The organism is Nannocystis sp. RBIL2 (assembly GCF_026626745.1).
Taxonomy (GTDB): Bacteria; Myxococcota_A; Polyangia; order Nannocystales; family Nannocystaceae; genus Nannocystis.
The window spans coordinates 3158094-3178586 of sequence record NZ_JAPNJW010000002.1 but is presented as its reverse complement, the minus strand read 5'-3'; the positions used below and the strand labels follow the sequence as shown (position 1 = coordinate 3178586).

General features: G+C 70.1%; 17 protein-coding genes. 7 read left to right on the top strand and 10 right to left on the bottom strand.

Translation table 11 applies throughout. The features are described from left to right. Positions 1–233 precede the first annotated feature (233 nt). Positions 234–395, bottom strand: coding sequence for a hypothetical protein (locus OV090_RS51185; RefSeq protein WP_346660409.1), 162 nt, complete (start codon positions 393–395; stop codon positions 234–236). Between the two features lie 630 nt (positions 396–1025). Here OV090_RS51185 and OV090_RS37770 point away from each other — a divergent pair. Then, entirely contained in the window at positions 1026–2372 is a 1347-nt protein-coding gene (locus OV090_RS37770) for a multiheme c-type cytochrome (protein ID WP_267709587.1), read from the top strand. A gap of 162 nt (positions 2373–2534) precedes the next feature. Here OV090_RS37770 and OV090_RS37765 read toward each other — a convergent pair whose 3' ends face one another. Then, positions 2535–3752, bottom strand: coding sequence for a cytochrome P450 (locus OV090_RS37765; RefSeq protein WP_267709586.1), 1218 nt, complete (start codon positions 3750–3752; stop codon positions 2535–2537). 300 nt (positions 3753–4052) lie between these two features. Here OV090_RS37765 and OV090_RS37760 point away from each other — a divergent pair, with 300 nt between their 5' ends. The 3 genes from OV090_RS37760 to OV090_RS37750 all read left to right on the top strand — a co-directional run bounded on the left by OV090_RS37760 (position 4053) and on the right by OV090_RS37750 (position 7983). Beyond that, complete coding sequence (locus OV090_RS37760) at positions 4053–5144, top strand: hypothetical protein (protein WP_267709585.1); 1092 nt, start codon at positions 4053–4055, stop codon at positions 5142–5144. Between the two features lie 275 nt (positions 5145–5419). Continuing rightward, on the top strand, positions 5420–6931 hold the full coding sequence (locus tag OV090_RS37755) for a DUF488 family protein (protein ID WP_267709584.1): 1512 nt from the start codon (positions 5420–5422) through the stop codon (positions 6929–6931). 425 nt (positions 6932–7356) lie between these two features. Next, entirely contained in the window at positions 7357–7983 is a 627-nt protein-coding gene (locus tag OV090_RS37750) for a carbonic anhydrase (protein WP_267709583.1), read from the top strand. Positions 7984–8388: 405 nt separating this feature from the next. Here the strand turns inward: OV090_RS37750 and OV090_RS37745 are convergent, their stop codons facing one another. The 3 genes from OV090_RS37745 to OV090_RS37735 all read right to left on the bottom strand — a co-directional run bounded on the left by OV090_RS37745 (position 8389) and on the right by OV090_RS37735 (position 10800). Beyond that, complete coding sequence (locus OV090_RS37745) at positions 8389–9510, bottom strand: methanobactin export MATE transporter MbnM (RefSeq protein ID WP_267709582.1); 1122 nt, start codon at positions 9508–9510, stop codon at positions 8389–8391. Next, positions 9510–10403: an MbnP family copper-binding protein gene (locus OV090_RS37740; RefSeq protein ID WP_267709581.1), complete on the bottom strand. Its 894-nt coding sequence runs from the start codon at positions 10401–10403 to the stop codon at positions 9510–9512. Before OV090_RS37740 ends, OV090_RS37745 begins: the two co-directional genes overlap by 1 nt. A gap of 127 nt (positions 10404–10530) precedes the next feature. Next, entirely contained in the window at positions 10531–10800 is a 270-nt protein-coding gene (locus tag OV090_RS37735) for a hypothetical protein (protein WP_267709580.1), read from the bottom strand. A 141-nt stretch (positions 10801–10941) separates the two neighbouring features. Between OV090_RS37735 and OV090_RS37730 the strand changes: the two genes are divergently transcribed. Beyond that, the gene (locus tag OV090_RS37730; protein ID WP_267709579.1) at positions 10942–11223 is read left to right on the top strand and encodes a hypothetical protein; all 282 of its coding nucleotides are present in this window, start codon (positions 10942–10944) and stop codon (positions 11221–11223) included. A 55-nt stretch (positions 11224–11278) separates the two neighbouring features. Here OV090_RS37730 and OV090_RS37725 read toward each other — a convergent pair whose 3' ends face one another. After that, positions 11279–13030: a VCBS repeat-containing protein gene (locus OV090_RS37725; protein WP_267709578.1), complete on the bottom strand. Its 1752-nt coding sequence runs from the start codon at positions 13028–13030 to the stop codon at positions 11279–11281. Positions 13031–13290: 260 nt separating this feature from the next. On the opposite strand from OV090_RS37725, the gene OV090_RS37720 reads away from it, so the two are divergent. Together OV090_RS37720 and OV090_RS37715 are read left to right on the top strand one after the other, a co-directional pair. Continuing rightward, entirely contained in the window at positions 13291–14409 is a 1119-nt protein-coding gene (locus OV090_RS37720; RefSeq protein WP_267709577.1) for a hypothetical protein, read from the top strand. A gap of 246 nt (positions 14410–14655) precedes the next feature. Beyond that, complete coding sequence (locus OV090_RS37715; RefSeq protein WP_267709576.1) at positions 14656–16110, top strand: hypothetical protein; 1455 nt, start codon at positions 14656–14658, stop codon at positions 16108–16110. 5 nt (positions 16111–16115) lie between these two features. Here OV090_RS37715 and OV090_RS37710 read toward each other — a convergent pair whose 3' ends face one another. From OV090_RS37710 to OV090_RS37695, 4 genes are all read right to left on the bottom strand, one after another. Further along, positions 16116–16253: a hypothetical protein gene (locus OV090_RS37710; RefSeq protein ID WP_267709575.1), complete on the bottom strand. Its 138-nt coding sequence runs from the start codon at positions 16251–16253 to the stop codon at positions 16116–16118. Positions 16254–16255: 2 nt separating this feature from the next. Next, positions 16256–18046 (bottom strand): carboxypeptidase-like regulatory domain-containing protein, encoded by a 1791-nt coding sequence (locus OV090_RS37705; protein WP_267709574.1) that lies wholly within the window; start codon positions 18044–18046, stop codon positions 16256–16258. Between the two features lie 104 nt (positions 18047–18150). Continuing rightward, positions 18151–18867 carry an MYXO-CTERM sorting domain-containing protein gene (locus OV090_RS37700; protein WP_267709573.1) on the bottom strand — a complete coding sequence of 239 codons (717 nt, stop codon included), beginning with the start codon at positions 18865–18867 and terminating at the stop codon, positions 18151–18153. 163 nt (positions 18868–19030) lie between these two features. Beyond that, the gene (locus OV090_RS37695; RefSeq protein WP_267709572.1) at positions 19031–20137 is read right to left on the bottom strand and encodes a hypothetical protein; all 1107 of its coding nucleotides are present in this window, start codon (positions 20135–20137) and stop codon (positions 19031–19033) included. Between the last annotated feature and the right edge of the window lie 356 nt (positions 20138–20493).

The following is a 20493-nucleotide window of genomic DNA, read 5'->3' as shown; positions in this document are numbered from 1 at the left end:
CGCAGGTCGGGGCTTCAGCTCCGCATCGACATGCCCAGCGACCGCCGACCTCTGGTCCGCACCGCCAGCTCGGCTCCGGCGCTTGTTCGAGCTCGGCGCGCAACAGGCCATCAGTGGCCTGGCCGATCGAGCAGCCCTCGCCGTGGCCACAGGCGACGCAGCGGTCACCCCGACGGATGTTGCCGAACGTGCGTCGACTAGTGCTGCCGGGCGCAAGTGCGGGGCGTTATCGCTCATGCGGCCAGAACCTTGCCCTTGTAGGTCCACCTGAAGGGTTTGGCCATGCACTTGTTGAAGAAGGCGATGACGCGCGTCTCCATCTTGTGCAAGATGCCGCTCTCCCCCTTCACTCCCAGGGGCGCGTCGAGGCCGCAGCGGGCGGCGACGAATCTCACCAGCGCCTCCGAGTTGTGGGTGTTGAGATTGTCGAGGACGAAGATCCAGCGTGCGTCGGGGTCGGCATCGACAGTACCTGCAACGTGGCCGACGAAGTCTTCCTCGGTACGTCACGTCCTCGGCCTTTTGCGGCGTGCGCGAGGCTCGACGGGCGGCGGCCGCGAGGCTCGCGCGCCTCGAGCGCGCTGGAGCTTCCACGGGCGCCGTGCCGACGCGGTGCAGCCGGCGGCTCCGCCGAGTTCGGCCCGCGCGCGGCGCAGACGTACGGCGCCGCTGGCGGCTGTCGAGCCATGAACAGACGTTCGTGGGTTCGCGGAGCACCTGGGCGTACGAATCAATGCTCATGACATTTTAAAATGGGGGGCGCGCATTCACGCCCTCGACGCTCTCGGCTCGAGACGGGCATGCCATTCGCCGGACTCGTGTGCAGACTTTCGGTCGACCGTGTCCCACAGGTCCTCTTTGTTTCATGTCCTTCGAGACATCCATCGCATACGGGCGAATGGCGCGCCGTGTCACCCCTCACCGGCGCATGGCGCGTCCGTTGCCCGCCAATGGGCGGGTGATACATCTGCCGCGCAACATCCTGGCGACTCGACGTCGAGATCGGCCTCGAGCCCGAGGGACGCATGAAAACGCTCCGCACGATCCTGACCCTGATTCCGCTCGCCTGCGGCGGCGGCGGCAGCCCGAGCGACCCGGACGAGCTCCTGTTCGACGCGCTTTCGATGCCCCGGGAGCCCACCGTCGCCCTCGACGGCTTCGTCTCGGCGGAGCAGTGCGGTCTGTGCCACGAGGCGCACTACCGCGAATGGAGCACCTCGGGTCACGCCTATGCCATGATCGATCCGGTGTTCCGGGCGTTCGTCGCCGTTCGCCAGGAGCACTACGGCGGCAAGCAGGACATGTTCTGCTTGCAGTGTCACAGCCCGATCGGCACCCGCGGCGGCGAGATCGTGCCGGGCTTCGAATTCGCCGACCTGCAGCCGATCACTCTCGAGGGCGTGACCTGCGAGAGCTGCCACAAGGTCGCGTCCCTGGCTCGACCCTACAACAGCGGCCACGTGCTCGACCCGGCCGGGCCGATGCGCGGCACCATCGCCGAGCCGGCCGTCAGCGCGGCCCACGAATCACAGTTCTCGCCGCTTCACGGGGACGCGAGCTTCTGCGCTGGTTGTCACGACCTCCGCGAGGTCAGCGGCCTCGTGCTGGAGCGCCCCTACGGCGAATGGCTGGGGTCTCCCGCGGCGGCGGCCGGCGTCCAGTGCCAGGGCTGCCACATGCCCAGCTACGAGGGTCAGGCAGTCGCCGGCGGGCCCACGCGCACGCTCCACCGTCACGCCTGGATCGGCGCCGGCATCCCGCTCCTGGAGGGCTTCGTCACGGCGGAGGAGGAGGCGTCGGTGCGCGCGGAGGTCAAGCGGCTGCTCGCAGGGTCCGCGCGGGTCGACATCACCGCGGCGGCCACGTCCGTCCGCGCCGGCGAGGTCGTCGACCTGCTCGTCACCGTCGAGAACAACATCTCCGCCCACAACTTTCCCACCGGGTCGACCTTCAATCGGCAGGCCTGGATCGAGGTCGTCGTCCGCGACGGCGCGGATCGAATCGTGTTCGCGACCGGGACCCTCGACGCGGACGGGGAGCCGCGCGGCTCGTCCCGCGCGGGGCCGGGCACCGCCGAGCTCCTGCAGCTCGGCTCGATCCTCGTCGACGAGCGCGGAGAGCCGGTGCTGTTTCCCTGGCGCGCGACCGAGCACGTCTCGAACGCGCTGGGGCCGCTGGGCGAGCGGGAGTTCCGGCTCCGCGTGCCGACGATACGCGCCGCTCGGGGACCGCTATCGGCCGAGGCGCGCGTGCTGTTCCGCGCCTTCTCCCCCACCGCGCTGCGCGCCCTCGGCCTCGACGAGTACGTCGCCAGGCTCGAGATCCACGAGGTCTCGCGCGACCGCACCAGCGTCGAGCTCCGTCCGCCGTGACCACTGGCGCGACGACATACTGTGCGCGGCCGTGGCGACTCTCATGATTGCGCGAGCCACGGCCTCGTGCTCCATCGCTGTCCTACCGACCATGAAAGACTGAGAGGTCGACGGCGAGCGCGGTGGGCAGCCTGATAGGATTCGCCGCGGCCGGCCAGGTTTTCATGCGTTCGCCCCGCGGGGCGCCGCGTCCCACGCGAGCGGCAGGCGCTCATATCCCCGCAGGAGGATGAACGCGCGGCGCTCCGCCGGCTGGGTCGGGTGGAGGCGGACGCCGGGGAGGCGCGCGAGCAGGCGTTCGAATGCGATTCGGCCCTCGAGGCGCGCGAGCGCGTGGCCGACGCAGTAATGAATGCCCTTCGAGAACGCGAGGTGCGGGGTCGCGGGGCGGCGGCGGATGTCGAACACGCCGGGGTCGGGGTACGCCTCCTCGTCGCGGTTCGCCGAGCCGTACGCCAGGAACAGCCGCGCGCCGGCCGGCAGCGCGGCGCCCGCGAGCGTGGTATCGACAGTCGCGCGGCGAAACATCCCGCGCACCGGCGCCTCCATGCGCAAGATCTCGTCGACCGCGTCGGGGACGAGCGACGGGTCGGCGCGGAGGGCCGCGAGCTGCTCGGGGTGGGCGATGAGCAGCGTCATGCCGTGGCCGATCATGTCGGTGGTCGTCTCGTGGCCCGCGGCGAGCAGGTCGATCGCGTTGGAGACGGCCTCCTGCATCGTCAGCGGGGCCGTGCCGCCGATGTCGATCGGCGCGAGCAGGGTCAGCAGGTCGCCGCGCGGCTCGTGGACCCGGGCCTCGATGTGCGCGCCGAAGTAGCGCTGCAGGTCGACGAACTCGCGGGCGCATTCGGCCAGCAGCGCCGGCGGAGCGGCGCCCGCGAGCAGGATCTGCTTCGCGTTCGAGCCGCTCCTGAGCCGCGGCAGATCGGACCGCGGGACGCCGAGCAGCTCGCCGATGACGGTGCCGGGCAGCGGGAACGCGAAGCGCCCGATCAGCTCGACCTCGCCGTCATGCACGAAGCCGTCGATCAGCTCGTCGGCGAGCGCACGGACCTTCGGCTCGAGCGCCGCGACCCGCTGCGGCGACAGGGCCTTGTTGAAGACGTTGCGCACGCGCGTGTGGTCGGGCGGGTCGCTCTGGACCAGCGACTGGAATTCCAGATAACCGGTGCGCAGGATGTCCATCACCTCGTCCGGGAACACGGCCGAGGACTCGAGCGCGTTGGCCGAGGAGAACCGCTCGGTGTCGCGGGTGACCGCGGCGATGTCGGCGTAGCGGGTCACGACCCATGCGCCCAGGCTCTCGGCGAAGAATACGGGCTGCTCGCGGCGCGCCCGCGCGTACAGGGGATACGGATCGTCGACCTGATCCGGCGCCATGGGATTGAAGGCTGTGCTGAGATCCGTGGCCATGCGCCAGATTACCCTCCGGCGATGCATCGAGGAATGCGCGGACCTGCGCGGTCCGCCGGCGAAGTGGTGCCTGGGGGGGTCGCCCGCGGGACGGCCGCGCGAAGTGGCCTTCACCGTGTCGCTGGCCCGTGCTCGCTTGTGCCCGACGCGCGGCGGCGGGATACTCCTGCGCGACCGTGGAGCGCCCTCTCCGTGCGCAGGTCGCCGCGCTGGCGACGGTCGACCGGATTCGCTCGCTGGCCGCGTCGGCCCCGGACCGAGGGAATCATGACGATGACGACGAGCTGGCCCGAGCGCTTTCGAAACCTCTCCCTGAGCCCCTCACAGCGGCTCGATCCCGAAGATCTGGCGGTCGACGACGAGGCCGTCTACTTCACGTCGGGCGACGCGGTCTACCGGGTGGACAAGCGGACCGCCGAGATCACGGAGCTCGACAAGGTCCCCAACTATTACGCGATCCAGCTCGCAGTCGACGAGCGCCACGTCTACTGGGTGAGCCGGGGCGTGCCTCCGTGGTTCAAGGCGGGCCGCAGTTCCAACGAGTGCGATCTGCGGAGGGTGCCGCGTGAAGGTGGCGCCGCCGAGGTGGTCGTCCGGGAGCAGCGAGGGATCCAGACGCTCGCGCTGGTCGGTGACGCGATCTACTGGGTGAACGAGGAGAGCCCCTACGATGTCTGGGATTGCCGCGTCATGACGTGCCCGAAGCGAGGCGGGGCCGCGCAGGAGCTGGCCTCGGGGCTGCTCTTTCCCGAGGGGTGCGGGCAGTACCTCGCGCTCCTCGGCGATCGTATCTTCGCCTCGATCGTGCCGGGTCGCGCCCTCTGGCCCGGTGACGGCTGGGCCATAGCGACCATCCCGCGCGCGGGCGGAGCCGCGGACGTGGCGATGGTGGGGGTCGACGCAGATTCGGGTCTGGCGAGCGACGACGAATACGTGTACTTCGTGGACGGGCGGAGCAACAACTTGCTGCGTCTCTCCGCGGAGGGCGAGGCGTCTCAGCTCGTGATCGACCCACCGGGCGGCGGGGGTGGCCGCTCGACGGCGACCTGGGAGGAGGTCTTCGCGTGCCCGGACGAGGCGCCCTACCTGTCCGCCCCCAGGCACGGTTTCGGGCGCCTCGAGGAGCTCATCATTCACGGCAAGTCCCTCTATATCATGGCGGAGCGGCCGCTCGATCCCGGGCGAAGCTCGGTGCAGGCAGTGCTTCGCGTGCCGAGCGAGGGAGGTGTCTTCGAGGAGCTCGCCGTCTGGCCGTCCCGGAAGATAGGCTCCATCAAGGCGGTCTGCGACGGCAAACACATCTATTGCGACGTGAAGCCTGAAGGCGATGACTATTTTCTCGGCAGGATACCGACATGAACCGTGAGCGCCGGCGTCGATGGTGAGGCGCGGTCGCTGGGCCGTCGAGACAAGCGGAGTGGAGCGAGACAGCAAGTTCGAGCGGCAGGCGACAGCACGGTCGCCGGCCGGCGTTGGGCCGATGCGCGATTGCGCGCCCTGCGCCGCTGCAGCTCGCCGATTCGTGGCGTGGCGCTCCGCTCACCGTGAAGGGGCGCGACGGCCGGGCGCGCCGAGGTGGAGCGACACTTCGGCTAGATCTCGGGCGAGGCTCGCCGACGCGAGCCCGGGGTGCGATGCCTACGAGTGCGAGCAATCGCTGGAAGGGGGTGCCGATCTACACGATCGGCCACTCGACGCGGACCTTCGACGAGTTGGTCGCGCTGCTGCGCTCGTTCGACGTCGCCGTGGTCGCGGACATCCGCACGATCCCTCGCTCGCGGCACAACCCGCAATTCGAGGGCGACGTCCTGAAGGCGGCCCTTCGTCGCCGGCGCCTGCAATACGTGCACCTCCCGCGCCTCGGAGGTCTGCGGCGCCCCGGCAAGGACGCGACGAACAGCGCGTGGCGCAATCGGAGCTTCAGGGGCTACGCCGATTATATGCAGACCGACGAATTCGCGGCCGGGCTGGCCGAGCTCCGCGGCTGGGCCGCGAAGGGGAGCGTCGCGCTGATGTGCGCGGAGGCGGTGCCGTGGCGTTGCCACCGCTCGCTCGTCGCCGACGCGCTCACGGCCCGCGGGGCCCGGGTCGAGCACATCACCGGCCTCTCGCGCTCCTCGCCGCATCGTATGACCCCCTTTGCGGTGGTCGAGGGCGCGCGGGTGACCTATCCGGGCGAGCGCGACGGCGGCGAGGCGCTCGCCACACCCGCGCCGTTCCATCTCGAAGCGACGGTCCGGGTACTGCAGCGTCGGCCGAGCAATCGCGTCGACGTGTGGGACGAGGGCCGTTATCAGCGGGTGCTGACAATCGCCGGAGAGCTCGTACTGGTCGAGGTCGAGGATCGCGGGACGGTCGACGCGCCCGACCTGCGATACTTGGTGTCGCACGGTGACGTGTCGCCGGCGGCGCGTCCGCAGCTCGCGGCCGTCTTGCGCAAGGTGCTCGGCCTCGACGTCGATCCCGCGCCGCTCCTGCGGCTCACCACCGCCGATCGCAGGCTCCGCCCCACCGGCCTGGCGCTGCGCGGGATGCGGCCGCCGCGGTTCGCCGAATGGTTCGAGGTGTTCGCCAACGTGGTGCCGTTCCAACAGGTGAGCCTCGACGCCGGCGCCGCGGTGGTCGCTCGCCTCGTCGAGCGCTTCGGCAGATCGATCGAGCGCGCGGGTCGCCGCTTTCATGCCTTCCCGACCGCCCAGGCGGTCGCCGCGGCTCGCGTCGATACGCTGCGCGCGTGCGGCCTGAGCGCGCGCAAGGCCGAGGTGCTGCGCCACCTGGCCCGGGCGATCGCGTCCGGCGAGCTGGCGGAGGCGACGATCGCCGGCCTGGCCACGCCCGACGCGCTAGCGACGCTCGGCGAGCTGCCCGGCATCGGCCCGTGGAGCGCGGCCCTGGTGCTGCTGCGCGGCCTCGGTCGTCTCGACGTGTTTCCGCCGGGCGACGTCGGGGTGGCTCGCGGTCTCGGCACGCTGATGCGCGTCGCCGCGGATGCTCCGCTGGACGTCGAGCGCTTCGGCGATCGTCGCGGTTATCTCTACTTCTGCGCGCTCGGGGGCGACATGCTGGCGCGGGGCCTGATTCACGCGGCGCCGCCGCCGAAGCGCGCGCCGGGCTCCGTCCGCTCGCGGGGCGCGGGCCGGGCGTGAGCGCGTCGCGCGGACGACCGCGCGATGTTGCGGCGCGGAATCTGTCCTGAAGGACAGGCTCTGTCCGACAGCAGGCGCATGACCTCGTCGTCGAGAGGGTGTGTGCCGAGCTGCGTCATGTCCGAACCATGAGGTCCATTCATAAGAGCATCCGCGGGCGAAGGCGAGTTCCAGGATGCGCCAGGTCACGGGACGAAGCGTCTCGAGGATCTCGGTGCCGCTCGACTGTGCGGAATCTGCTCGGAAAAGTCGTGCGCACCGCTCTCCGCCGCGGGCAGGCCAGTCACGAAGGAATGCTTCGCCCACCGTGAGACGGAGGTGGCTTGCCGCTGGAGGCGATCCGTCGCACCCTGCGCGCGCAATTTCGCAGACTGCGCACCCCGAGCTCCACCATGACTCAGACTCCCCCGTCCCCCCTTGAAGCGATGCGTCGGCTGGTCGCCGGCAACGAACGCTACAAGAACGACACCCGCAGCGTCACCGCTCTGGCGAGCCAGCTGCAGCGCGGCGGACTGGCGGCGGGTCAGAGCCCGTTTGCGATCGTGCTGTGCTGCTCGGACTCGCGGGCGCCGGCCGAGATCCTGTTCGACCAGGGGCTCGGTGACCTGTTCGTGATCCGCGTCGCCGGCAACATCGTCGCGCCGTCCGGCATCGGCAGCGCCGAGTTCGCCGCGGCGACCTACGGCACCCGGCTCGTCGTCGTCATGGGGCACTCGTCGTGCGGCGCAGTGACGGCGACGCTCGAGGTGCTGCGCGGGGAGAGCACGGTGGCCAGCGACAACATCCGTGACATCGTCGACCGCATCCGCTCGTCGGCGCAGACGGTGCTCGAGGTCGGCAAGGACCACTCGCGGGAGCGTCAGCTCCGCGATGCGATCCGCGCCAACGTCCGCAACGCGGTCGATCACCTGCGCCACGGCAGCCGCATCCTCGAGGACATGGTCAACAGCGGGCAGCTGGTGATCGTCGGCGCGGTGTACGACATCACGACGGGTCACGTCGACTTCCTCGACGTGCCTGCGGAGCTACGCGAAGTGCTGCCGGCCGCGTGACGCGTCCGCTCCGGCGACGAGGCGGAGCAACTTGTACTTTCGCGGTCACGGAGATCGGTGATATGCCGACGCCATGACTCCCGTCGCGATCGTGAGCGCGAGCCGGCTGCGCATCGGCGCCTGGGACGAACGACGGCTGTGGCTCGTGGACCTCGATTCGCCGCGTCGGCTTCGGCTCGACCTCGCGGGGACGATCGTCGAGACCGACGAGCCCCTTCCCACCGCGGTGAGCATTCCCCCCCTCGCGCCGTATCCTCCCGGGTCGCCTTTCGCCGCGAAGAATGGGCCCACCGCCTCGAGCTCGCTACGCTGGCGACGCGTGCGCCGAGGTCTCCTGCTCATCGTCTGTGTGCTCTCGGATTGTCCCGCCGGCGGAGCCGCGACCTGGCCGTTCGGACGCGATCTTCACTGCCATGGATCGGCGAGCTGCGGATCGGTCAAGAAGGTGTCGTCGGTGAGGCTGTCGAGGAAGGCGAGCACGTCGGCGCGCTCGTCGTCCGTCAGGTCGAAGCCGCGGATGAAGCTGCTCTTGAACGGGTTGGCGCTGCCGACCCCGGCGTTCGGGCCGTCGGCGATCGTGCGCCCGCCGGCGGCGTAGTGGTCGAGGACCTCGGAGAGGGTCGCAATGCTGCCGTCGTGCATGTACGGCGCCGTCACGGCGATGTTGCGCAGCGTCGGCACCCGGAACCGCCCCATGTCGGCGGCCACGCCGGTGAACTCGTGCAAGCCGGTGTTACCCGCCGGGTAGCCGCCCTTGCCGTCGATGTTGTAGAGGCCGGTGTTGTGGAAGATGCCGTTGCGCGGCGGCCTGCCCTCGTAGGCGATGCTGTCCTGGAAGTTGAAGCCGGCGTGGCAATGGAAGCACTCGAACTTCTCCGAGCTGAACAGCCTCGCACCGCGCTTCGCCGACTCCGAGACGGCGTCCTGGTCGCCGCCGAGGTAGCGATCGTACGGCGAATCTCCTGACAGCAAGCTGCGCTCGAAACAGGCCAGCGCGCGCGTCACGTGGGTCATTGTGAAGGGGTCGTCGTCGTCCGGGAAAGCCTCGGAGAACAGCGCCTCGTAGCGCGGCTCTTCCCGCAGCCGCTCGATCAGCACGTCCTCCATTCCACGGAGCCCGAGCTCGACCGGATCGAAGCCGAACAGCGGCGTCATCATCTGCTTCTCGAGATCGAGGAGCAGCGGGTTGGCCCAGGTGTAGGTCGTCGAGTACGCGACGTTGGCCAGGCTCATCGAGTTCCGAAGGGTGCGCTGGCCGGTCGAGCCGGTCGAGAGCACCTCGGCGTCGGTGAAAGCGAGCTCCTGGCGGTGGCAGGTCGCGCACGACTGCGTCTCGTTGCCGGACAGCCGCGTGTCGTAGAACAGATGGCGCCCGAGCTCGACCTTCTCCGCAGTCATCGGGTTGTCCTCGGGGACGAGCGGCACCGGGAGGCCGACGCCGAGCTGCCAGGCGTAGCCCTGGGCAGGCTCGCCGTCGTCGCAGGCGGCGAGCGCCAGGCAGGCCGTCAGCGCGAGCGAGACACGCATCACTGCACGCGGAAGATCGCCTGGTTGGCGGTGCTGTCGCCGTTCGTCCAGTCGAGGCCCAACGGGCTGAACATCGACGAACACAGCGCCTCGGGGCCGAACGAGTGACAGGCGCAGGTCGTCTTGCCCTCCATCTCCTCGCACTCGGTCGACGGGGTCGCCAGCGTGAGGCCGCTGAATACCGCACCCCAGTCGACGGAGACCTTGCCAGTCTCGGCGATGAAGCCGTCGAGCTCGATCTCCGGCCGGTTCGAGTTGGCGCAGGACACGATCTCGCCGGCCATCGCGTCGCCTTCGCAGCCGATGCTGCCCACGTGCAGGCCGACCGTGGACGGTGCGTCGCCCTCGACGACGCCCCAGGCCGTGAAGAAGATGTGGCCGTAGTTCCAGCTCCACGACATGGTCGTGTCGTTGAGCGGCGCCGGGGCCTGCGTGAGGTCGGTGTGGTTCAGCTCCTCCGGCACGCCGATCTTGAAGCGGAGCGCCACGAAGTCGTGGGCGCCGCCGCCATGCCGCGGCTGCGCCGCGACGACGCCCTTGATCGTGGTGTGCAGCTCCGGGGTGCCGTTGGTGCAGGAGCCCGAGCCGTCCTCGAAGTCGATGAGGGCGACCCCGCTGCCCTGGTTGACGCCGTCGTCCTCGATCGTGACCGGGTGCTCCTCGCCCTCGATGGTGACGAGCCGGACGTCGTGGACGTAGAAGCGGAAGTCCTGCGGCGTCATTGTGGCGCCGTCCGTACCGAGCCCGCTGTAGCTCCGGCCGCAGGCGAACGGCTCGCCGCCGACGCGCCCCTCGAACACGATCTCGACGGGCTCGTCGGTGAAGCCCGGCTCGTGCGAGTCGCATGCGGGGATGAGCAACGGGAAGAGGGCGACGAGGCGGGACAGTTGCATCGTTCGAGATCCTTGAGCAGTGGCCCCGACCATACGGAGGATCGAGAGCGCTGTCTCTGCGACGTGATGTCGCGGGTCTGCTGCCGCATGGAGGTGAGCTCTGCCGAGCTCGAGTGCGCCTTGATGGTCACTCGCACGGGAGCCCTGCCAACGTGCCCTCGCACAGGGCCTCGTCGCCGACGGCGGCCTCGCACTGCATCAGGCGACAGGTGAGCACGTCGGCCGAGAACGCCTCCGCAGCGGCTGCGCACATCTCCTCGGCTTCGTGGTGATCGTCGCCCCAGGTCCCGTGATAGATGTCGTGGCAGTTGGTCAGCATGCACGCGCGGACGTGCGACAGGCTGTCGCAGCGGTGCTCGGTTTGATTGAGCCTTAAAGGACATGTCTCTCGGGACATATCATGCCGTGGGTCATGGCCGCATGCGACGACGGCGAGGCCTGACATCGAAGCGATAGCCGACCTGAAGCACCCCCCGCGCGAGAAACGGCGCTCCCGCGAGCGGCACAGCTACATGGCGACTACCAGGGCCTCGCGCCCGTGCTCTCGTACAACCACCGCCGCTTCTCGCTGACGGCGATGCAGCCGGTGTATCGCCTCACGCGCAGCGGCCTGGCGACCTACGGCCTCGGCGATCTGGACGTGTACCTGCTCGGGGCAACGCTCTACCAGCTCTGCACACAGCTCTTGCCGAAGCTCGCAGGGCTCCGGCCTATCCACGAGGTGAACCCCAGCAGCGAGGCGTCAGAGGACTTTTCGCGGCTTCTCTGTTCGGCGCTCGAGCCCGAGGTGAGTCATCGGCTACCGTCCGCCCGGTCGTAGTCGTAGAGAAGCTGCCGAGAAGAAGGCTCGGCCTCGTGCTCGGCGGCCCTCTGCGTCACATCGGCGGCTCGGGCTTGCACAGCGCGCCGCCTTCGATCTGCGCGTTGGTGCGGAAGGTGTTGAGCAGCTCCCACGAGTGCGGCTCGTATTGCGGGATGGTCGAGTCTTCGCGGACGTTGGTGACGTGATAGGTGTGCTGATTCCAGATCCGTCGCGCCTGGATCCACCGGTCCTGCTTGTCGCGGATGACCTGGACGGTGGGCGCGGTCTGGAGGTCGTCGTAGCCGACGTCGGAGACGACGACGATCTCGGCCGAGCCGTCGTTATCGACGTCGGCGACCACGGGGTACTCGATCAAGGTCTTGGAGCTGCGCGGGACCGACAGCAGCGGCTTGCCGGCGCCGTCGAACACGAACAGCTTGACCTCGTCGGCGTACATCGCCTCGGCGATGCCGTCGCCGAGGAAGTCGAAGGCGGTGCCGGCGGCCCAGCCGCTGCCGTCCTGGACGTTGGCGGTCCAGGCGACCTTGCCGCCGGCCTCGAACATCGAATAATGCGCGGCCGAGCTGGTGGCGAACTCGCTGAGCTTGTCGCCGTCGAAGTCGTGGATGGTCGACGGCCGGAACCACGCGCCGATGCCGTTGTCGCCGGTCGGCTTGATGTCCTTGAACTTCACCTTGCCGTCGTGCTCGAGCACGGTGATGCCATTGTTGTTGGTCAGGAGGATCTCCGGCATCGGGTCGGGGTCGAGGTTGGCGACCGACGGGAAGCCGGGCTTGAGCGAGACGTCGTTGTAATAGACGGTGCCGTCGTGATGATAGGCGGCCTGGCCGAGGACGACCTCGAGGTCGAGGTCGCCGTCGAGGTCGGCGAGGACGGTCGCGGTGCAGTGGAACACGATGTCCCACAGCGCCTGCTCGGGGGCGATGAACAGGGTCTTGCCCTCGTGGTCGACGACGAGGTCGTCGCACACGACCTCGACGTCGCCGTCGTTGTCGAGGTCGCCGAGCGCGACGGCGCCGCCCTGGTCGTGGTTGAACTTGTCGGCGGAGGTCCACTTGAGCGCGCCGTCGTGCTCGAACGCCACGAGCGCGCTGGGCCCGAGGAAGGTGCCGCCGGGGGTGGCAGCGACGATCTCGGGCAGGCCGTCGTTGTCGATGTCGCCGATGGCGGGGGTCACGAAGCCGTCGACGGGGGTGGCGACCGCGAAGTGCTCGACGCCGGTGGCGCCGTCGAGGACGTGGATCTTGCCGCCGAGGGGGCCGCCGGTGACGACGATGATGTCGGGGACGTCGCACAGGTCGATCGAGCCGTCGCCGTTGTCGTCGGTGAGGTTGGCGACCAGCGGGGTCGAAGAGCTGCCGCCGCTGTTCTGATTGCCCCACGACCATTGGACCTCGGGCTCGAAGCTGTCGGGCGGGGCCTCCTTGTTGCAGTCGCCGATCGCGTCCATGTCGTCGACGACGTGGCAGGTCGGCGCGGGCCCGTCGGTCTCGATGTCGCCGATGTCGCCGCCCTGCGGTGTGTCGAACTTGAAGCCGGTGTTGCTGCCGCTGGCCGAGACCTCGTCGGTGGTGCTGGCCGAGGTGGAGGTGGAGCCGGTGGCGCTCTCGCTGCCGGCGCTGGTGGTCGGCACGCCGGTGGTGGTGGCCGTGGGCGAATCGGTGGCGGTGCCGGTCGAGGCGGTCGCGCTCGTCACCCCGGTGGTGGTCAGCGAGGCGGTGCTGCTGGCCGTGGAGTCGCCGCAGGCGACAGGCACGATTCCAAGGGCGAGGAGCGGGAGGGCGAACGCTTGCGGACGGGGCATCTTCGAGCAGGCTCGCGTACGCCCGCGCGCGCGTCAACGCGGGGGGCCGTGGGAGTCATCACGGCTGTTCGCAGCGGGGCGGGGCGAGGCTGGGCGGTGGAGAAGACGGCCGCGACCTGTCCCCGAGGCCCGCGACCGAACGGCGAGCCGAGGGCGATCCGAGGCGTCGAAGACTTCGATGCACAGGCGATGCAACGGCGGGGTGTTGACCGGGAAGACAGCACCTGCTGAGGTGTTCAGCGGAGGCGAAGTCTTTGTTCATGCGCGACGATTCATCTCGGAAGAACCGGGCGAGCTGGCTCGCCGGGTGTGCCTTGGTGGCGGCGGCCTGCGCGGCCGAGGCCGAGCCGCCGTTCGAGCCGCGCTACGAGACGGAGCGGCTGCGGATCGGGACCAGCTTCGAGGCCGAGGTGTGCCGCGGCGTGATGGACGTGTGGGAGGCGCAGATCGACGCGATCGAGGCGATGCTCGGGATCTCGCGCGAGTACGCCTGGCTCTACCTGTACGCCGACGACGAGTGGGACGCGATCGGGGCGGACTGCGGTAGAGAGGGCGAGCTCCGCGGCTGTTATCAGGATCCGGTGGTGCGGACGACCCTCGAGGTGGCCACCCACGAGATCGTGCACGCATGGACGGCGTCCGCCAGGAGCAAGCCGCTGCCGCTGCTGCAAGAAGGCATCGCGGTCCGTCTACAAGGGACTGCGCAGCGGACCCTGAAAGCGCTGTCTGTCGAAGATCTGTCAGCGGAAGTTTCGTGGGACCAGTACCCTTCTGCCGGCCACTTCGTCGCCTGGTTGATCGAGTCCTACGGGGTCGAGCGCTTCATGGAGCTGTACGTCCGGAGCTCGCGGGGCATGGCGCCCGCTGCGGTCTCGGCGTTGTTCCTGGACGTCCTGGGCAGCTCGTCGCAGGATGTCATGCTCGACTATTCGACGCACTCGAAGCAATATTATCCCGCGGCGGGCGCGCTCGCTTGCGGGACTGCCCCGCGTGCGGTGTGGCAGGGCGACTCCGCGGAGTGGTACGTCGACGGCTCCTGCGAAGCCGGCGGATGGTACGCGCTGGAAGGATACAATGGCCGCGAACGGACCACGATCGAGCTGGCGACGGAGGGGCGCTATGTGTTCGAGACCGGCGGACGGCCTTTTGGATTGATGCGCTGTCTGACCGAACCGGCCGACGAGGATGAATTGCCGGAGCTGCCGTGGCAGGTGACGCACGATGACAGCGTCGGTCCGGTGCCGGATTCGATGGTTCCCCTCGGTGAAGAAGACGGAGCTCTGGAGCTGCCGGCGGGGACCTACGAGATATGGGTATGGCGCCGCGACGAGGCCTACGAGGACTGGGCGTCGCCGGAGTTGCGCGTGCGCCGGCTGTGAGCGTTCGGCGGCTCGCGGCTCGAATCCGAGGCCACGAGTCAACCTCGGGATCGGCGGCGTCCCCATCTTGGGGCGTGTCGAGCGTACACCCCGGTTGCCGGCGCGATGCGACAGGCAAGGGCTTCGCGACGCGGAGCGTGGTGAAAGACGCGATGACGACGACGCGGCGTGCGAGCGGGGCGCGGTAACGATCGGTCCGCGTGACGCGCTCTTGCGGGCTCGTGGCGGGCCCGATACGGTCGACGCATGGCCTCCATGCGTCGCTTCGGTTGGTTGCTCGCGGCAGGACTCTGCCACGCTCCCGGTTGTTCGCAGACCTGCGTCGACGACGGGGCGGTGTTCAACCAGTCGCTCGAGGCGTGCATGACCGCGGGCCTGACGGCGAGCGCGACCGAAGGCACGGCGACCGAGGGCAGCGAGTCGGACACCGACGGGCAGACGATGACGGCGCCGACCGAGGGGAGCGCGAGCCAGGGGAGCGCGACCGAGGGGAGCGCGACCGAGGGCAGCAACAGCGACAGCGAGTCGAACTCGAACTCGAACTCGAACTCGAACTCGAACTCGAACTCGAACAGCGAGAGCGACACGATCACCGGCGGCGGCGGCGGCGTGTGGTGTGAGGACAAGGATGGGGACGGGTTCGGCGACCCGGCCAACTGCGTGCCGCAGGAGCCCGGCGAGGACCCGCCGGCGGGCTTCGTGCCCAACGACGACGACTGCGACGACGGCTCCGAGCACACCTTCCCCGGGGCGGCGCCGAACGACGACCCGACGGCGTGCATGACCGACGTCGACGGCGACGACTGGGGCGAGAGCATGCCGATGAACCCGGACGTGACGCCGGGGACCGACTGCGACGACGACGACCCGAGCACCTTCCCGGGCTCGGCCGAGGTCGAGGACCCGGAGAAGTGCATGAAGGACGAGGACGGCGACGGCTGGGGCGACAGCAGCGTCGACCCGGGCGTCGACGTCGGCTCCGACTGCTATGATTCGAACGCCGACATCAACCCCGGCGATCGCCTGCTCTACACCGCGTTCGACGACGGCCAGTTCGCCGAGGTGAACGTCGAGACCGGCGCCGTCACGCCGTTCGCCAGCGTCGACCTCGGGCCGCTGGCGCCGCCGTACGCGGTGATCACCTGCGCGATCTCGCCGGCCGACGGCACGATCTACTGCTCGCAGTCGGCCAAGCAGATCCTCATCGTCGTCGACTACTGCAGCGGCGACACGCCGACCGAGCTGGCCGATCACGGGCGATCGATCTGCGGCCTCGGCTTCCTCGACGACGGCACCCTCTACGGCATCGACGCCGACGCCGACGAGCTCGTCACCTTCGACCCGGCCACCGGCGAGGTCACCGACGCCAAGCCCCTCACGCTCGACGGCGACGGGGTCAACATCCAGGCCTGCGGCATGGCGGTCGACTGCGTCGGCGAGCGCATGCTCGTCACCGACGGCCAGAACAGCCGGATCCTCAGCGTCGACCCGAACACCGGCGAGGGCACCGTGGTGGCCGACATCCCCGAGGGCCAGTGGAACTCGGTCGGCCTCGAATTCGACCCGGTCAGCAAGCAGGTTTTTTCGAACAACGGCGACGAGCTGTACCAGATCACGCTCGACGGCTCGAACGACTACATGCAGCTGCCGGACCTCGAGATCAGCATCAACGACCTGTCGTACGGGCCGACGTGTAACTGAGGGGCTCAGAGCGAGAGGGTGACGCTGGCATCGTCCGCGTCGACGCCGACGCAGGCGGCAGAGCCCGTGGAGTCGAGCGCGATGAGGCTGTAAGCGACCGAGTACAGCGCGCCGAGACGAAACTCGCCTCGCGCGTCCGTCACTGTCAGCGTCGCGGCGTCGTCGAGCAGCGTGCGCGCGCACGTGCCGGGCGCGCCGGACGTGGGGGACGCGAGCACGAGGACGTCGGGCGCCGGCCCGCCGTCAGCCGCGCGCACACGCCCGCGGAGCTCGCGATCGGGGGACCGACCACGACTTCGATCGGCTGGGGATCTCCGGGCCGCCAGCGGGACTCACCGTGGAGCGTGGATTTGCCGCCGTCGATGTAAGGGGTCGGTCCGTGCGCCGAATGCACGGCGAGCGTGTGCGCGGGGGCAGTGGCGACGAAATTCGCCGTCGAACCTCGGCCTTCGTGGTCGAGCAACACCGTCGAATGGTCCCAGCGCAGCGCGACGCCACGCGCCGGGCGCCCGCTGCGGTCGCTGACGTGAAAGGCCACCGCGGGCCGACGCCGCAGGACTAACTGCACATCGGCGCCCGCTTCGACGCTCCGGCGCTCGTCGTGGTGATCGAGCGACACCACCTGAATGTCGACGCGCCGCCCTGACAGCCCGGCGAGGACGAACCGGCCGTGAGCATCCGTCGTGGTCTGCAGGTCTTCGTCCGGGGCTCTCACCTCGGCGTCGGCGACGGGGGCGTTCGTATCGTCGAGCACGACCCCCGTGAGCGAACCGCCGCGCTCGAACGTCCACGTCTCGCGCACGTCGCCCTGCACGGCGATGGTCCGCCGGATCTGCAGAGAAGCCGGGCACGACGCGGTGATGGCCCTGTCGCCGGGCGGCACGGCCCCGAACGAGCACCACCCGTCGGCGCGGCTCAGGCAGAGGCCGCCAGGGCCCTCGAACTTGGCGAATCCGTCGACGCAGGGGCGACCGGACGGGTCCACCAGGCGGAGCGCCAGAGCGTGGCCGGGCTCGGTAGCGATCGGCTCGAGCTCGACGGTGGCCGCGTAGGGGAGGGCGACGACCACCGGCTCCACGCGGCGCGCGTTGGCTGCGCTCACGTGCAGCGAATAGCGGCCCGGAGTCAGCCCGCCGAGCACGAAGTCACCCGCCTCGTTCGTGCGAGCCCGCGGCCGCTGGCGCTCGACGTAAGCGAGCGGTGCATGGCTCACGACCCATGCACCCGCCAGCGGTCGTCCTTCGCCGTCGACGACGCGGCCCTTGATCGTCGACTCGGCGATCAACGCGAGGTGCAGCGCTGCGTCCGGCGGGTATGGATATACCACCCGTCGCGCGTGTCCCGGGGCGTACGCGAACAGGCTCGTCATTCGCCCGGACGGGACGCGGACGCCGAAGCGCCCGCTGGAGTCGACCGCCGCGACCGCCAGGATGTCGTTCGCTCGCTGCACGACCACGTACGCCCGCGGGAGCGCGCTGCCGCGGACGTCGGTCACTCGACCCTGGAGCTCCATTCCCTCCCGGGCGAGCCGAAGCTCGAGCGCGCCGCCCTTCGCCGGCCACGCCAGCGGGGCGTCGTTTGGGGCCGGCCAGGTCGCCGCCAGCAGGTCCGGATGAGCCACGTGGAGCCGCCAGTCCCCCGTGCGGGCCGAGAGCGCAGCCTCTCCGGCCTCGTCCGTGAACCCGCACTCGAGCGCATGCGGCACGGCCTCGGGCGCCACGCAGACCGACGCGGCGGGGATCGCCGAGCCGGCGAGATCGCGGACCCGAACGCGCACCATGCCGTCGCCGTCGACGTGCTCGCGCCAGGTCGGAGCGAGCGACGGCGGGTCGGCCGGGCTCGTCGGTGCGTCCGGTCCCGGCGACGGCCCCGGACCGCTCTCTCGCGCGGCGCCGCAGGCGAAGAGGACGGAGAGCAGGAGCAGACCGGGGCGCATGCTGCAGGTGCCGGGGAGCGTAGCAGGGGCGCGCGTCGCCTGGAAGGCCGACGCGATAGCTGTCCTTCAGGACATGACGCAGGGGGCATGTCCTGGCGGACAGCTCAGCGCCGGCGCCGGCGGAGCAGCCACACCAGCGCGAGGCCGGCGAGGCCGCCCGGGGCGGAGCCCCCGGCGTCGCAGCCGCTCGCGGACTCCTGGGCCTTGGCGGCGGGCGGACCTTCGGCCTTGACGGGGGCCGGGGCAGGAGCGGGGGGCGTGGTGGGCGAGGGCGCGTCGGCGGGCTTGGGCGGGTCGGCGAGCGGGGCGTTGACGGGCTTGGGCGGCTCGGCGGGTCCGGGGGCCGGGACGGCCTTGCCGGTGGCGTCGAGGTACTCCTGCTTGACCAGCTCGGCGCTGCACTTGTTGCCGTCGATGGTGGCGCGGTAGGTCCAGCGGACCTCGGTGGCCGGCGAGGTGTCGACGATCGTGCGCACGCCGGCGAACGGCGGGGCACACACGGCGGCGGCGGCGAGCAGCGGCTTGATCTTGTCGCGGTCGAGGTCGGCGCCGGCGTTCTTGATCTTGTCGCCCTCGCCGGCGGCGACGAGGCGCAGCTGCAGCTCGCCGCCGAGCGGGTGCCACGAGATCTTCTGGTCGGTGCCGGGGACGATCAAAGTCCCGCCCTCGAAGGTGTTGGCCAGCACCAGGACCTTGCCGCTCGGGACCTGGGCGTCGACGCGGATCGACAGCTCGACGCCCTTGTGCCCGTCGGGCAGTAGGTCGGCGCGGGCGGCGAGCGGGAGCAACAATACGGCGAGGGCGGCGGCGAGGGGGCGCATCGGCCCGAGGATGCCACAGGGCCGGGCCGGCCGACACGGGCACGAGTGCGCGCGGATGTAGCGACGGACATGTCCTCTCGGGCATGTGGTCGCGCGCCCACGCCCGCGGTCGTGCTGCCGACGCGGGCGCGCGGATCCACCGGATGCCCCGCCCGGGGCGCGGCTATTCGGCCGACACCTTGATGTGCCCGAAGCCGTCGGTGTGGCTGAGGAGCGCCTTGTCGGTCGCCGGCTGGGTGTCGATCTTGATGCTGGTGCCGTAGCCGGCGGCGCTGGCGTCGGCTACGTCGAGGGTCCACGAGCCGCTCTTGCGCTTGGCCCGCTTGGCCGCGCCGCCCTCCTGGTAACTGATGTGCGGGTCGAGGTCGTCGTCCAGCGCCAGCGAGATGCGGGTGGCCGAGCCGGTGACGGTGCTCAGCACGAAGCTGCCCGAGAAGATGTTGAGCGCGGCGAACCGCAGGTCGCCGGTGGCGCTGCGATAGGCGATGTTCTGCACGAACGAGCGGATCGCCAGCGAGGCCGGGCCGACGCCGTTGGCGTCGATCGTGCTCGTGGTCCAGTTGCCCTGCGCCGGCCCGACGAACGCGCTCAGCCGGATGCCCGCGAGCGACTCGCCGTAGGCGACGCGGGGCAGGTTGCCGCTGGTGAACGCGAGCGCGTCGGGGGCCAGCGAGATGCTGTTGGCCTCGCGGATCCACGCGGTCGTCCAGCTGCCCGTGCCGATCTTCCGCGCGTACCACAGGTCGTACACGCCGGCGTCCTCCTTCACGAAGATGACGTGCACGGTGTACTGCAAGGTGGCGGCGTCGTAGGTCAGGCCGATCGCGGTCTGGTCGGTCACGTCGCCGAACACGAGGGTGTCGCAGTCCCAGTTGCTGCCGGCGAAGCAGGTGCCGGCGCCGCCGCCGACACGCTTTGCGACCTTGAGGCGCTCGCCGGTCGAGTCGACGTAGGAGACGTACTCGACGCCGTCGGCGTCGAGCGCGATCGATGCGCCGTTGCCGACGTCGTTGGCGGCGCTGTCGATCGTCTCCAGCGACCAGGCGCTCCACGTCGGGCTGGCGCTGGAGGCCGAGCGGCGGGCGATCTTCAGGTCGCCGACGTTCGAGTCGCGATAGGCGATGCTGTTCCACTTGGTCCAGGCGCCGCCGCCCTGGTCCTTCCACGCGTAACCCTGGACCTGCGGCCCGGCGTAAGTGACCCCGCCGATCTGCGCGGTCGGCCACGCCCAGGCCTCGCTCGCGGTCAGTGTGACGGCCGCGAACAACAAGGATGAAACGATTCTTTGCATGCGATCTCTGCTCTCTGTCGTAAGGTCGAAGTCAGGTCCGTCCGGGCATCGGTCGGCCGCGATGCACGGAGAGCAGCCGCCGTTCCAGGCCGCGGTCTGCTGGAGATCCGCGGACTTGAGCCTCGCCCGCGGGACGGCGATGCGGCCTGTCTCATGCGGCATCCACGAGGATGTCTCAGGGGACAGCTGCGGAGACGCAGGGCTCGCGACGGGGACCGCCGAGAGGTCGAGCATGGCGCTCGGCGGCGTGGCGGCGCGCCGCCGCTCGGGCGGAGGTCGCCGAGGGGTCGCGCGCCCGGGCGCCGGGTGCGGGAGTGGGCGCTCGGCCCCGGCGC

Bases quoted from the DNA above. Each gene is read 5' to 3' on its own strand.
- OV090_RS37765 (WP_267709586.1), bottom strand. From the start codon at position 3,752: ATGGCGCCGGATCAGGTCGACGATCCGTATCCCCTGTACGCGCGGGCG.
- OV090_RS37720 (WP_267709577.1), top strand. From the start codon at position 13,291: ATGCGCGACGATTCATCTCGGAAGAACCGGGCGAGCTGGCTCGCCGGG.
- OV090_RS37755 (WP_267709584.1), top strand. From the start codon at position 5,420: ATGCCTACGAGTGCGAGCAATCGCTGGAAGGGGGTGCCGATCTACACG.
- OV090_RS37715 (WP_267709576.1), top strand. From the start codon at position 14,656: ATGGCCTCCATGCGTCGCTTCGGTTGGTTGCTCGCGGCAGGACTCTGC.
- OV090_RS37705 (WP_267709574.1), bottom strand. From the start codon at position 18,046: ATGCGCCCCGGTCTGCTCCTGCTCTCCGTCCTCTTCGCCTGCGGCGCC.
- OV090_RS37745 (WP_267709582.1), bottom strand. From the start codon at position 9,510: ATGCGTGTCTCGCTCGCGCTGACGGCCTGCCTGGCGCTCGCCGCCTGC.
- OV090_RS37700 (WP_267709573.1), bottom strand. From the start codon at position 18,867: ATGCGCCCCCTCGCCGCCGCCCTCGCCGTATTGTTGCTCCCGCTCGCC.
- OV090_RS37735 (WP_267709580.1), bottom strand. From the start codon at position 10,800: ATGTCCCGAGAGACATGTCCTTTAAGGCTCAATCAAACCGAGCACCGC.
- OV090_RS37750 (WP_267709583.1), top strand. From the start codon at position 7,357: ATGCGTCGGCTGGTCGCCGGCAACGAACGCTACAAGAACGACACCCGC.
- OV090_RS37740 (WP_267709581.1), bottom strand. From the start codon at position 10,403: ATGCAACTGTCCCGCCTCGTCGCCCTCTTCCCGTTGCTCATCCCCGCA.
- OV090_RS37760 (WP_267709585.1), top strand. From the start codon at position 4,053: ATGACGATGACGACGAGCTGGCCCGAGCGCTTTCGAAACCTCTCCCTG.
- OV090_RS37725 (WP_267709578.1), bottom strand. From the start codon at position 13,030: ATGCCCCGTCCGCAAGCGTTCGCCCTCCCGCTCCTCGCCCTTGGAATC.
- OV090_RS37770 (WP_267709587.1), top strand. From the start codon at position 1,026: ATGAAAACGCTCCGCACGATCCTGACCCTGATTCCGCTCGCCTGCGGC.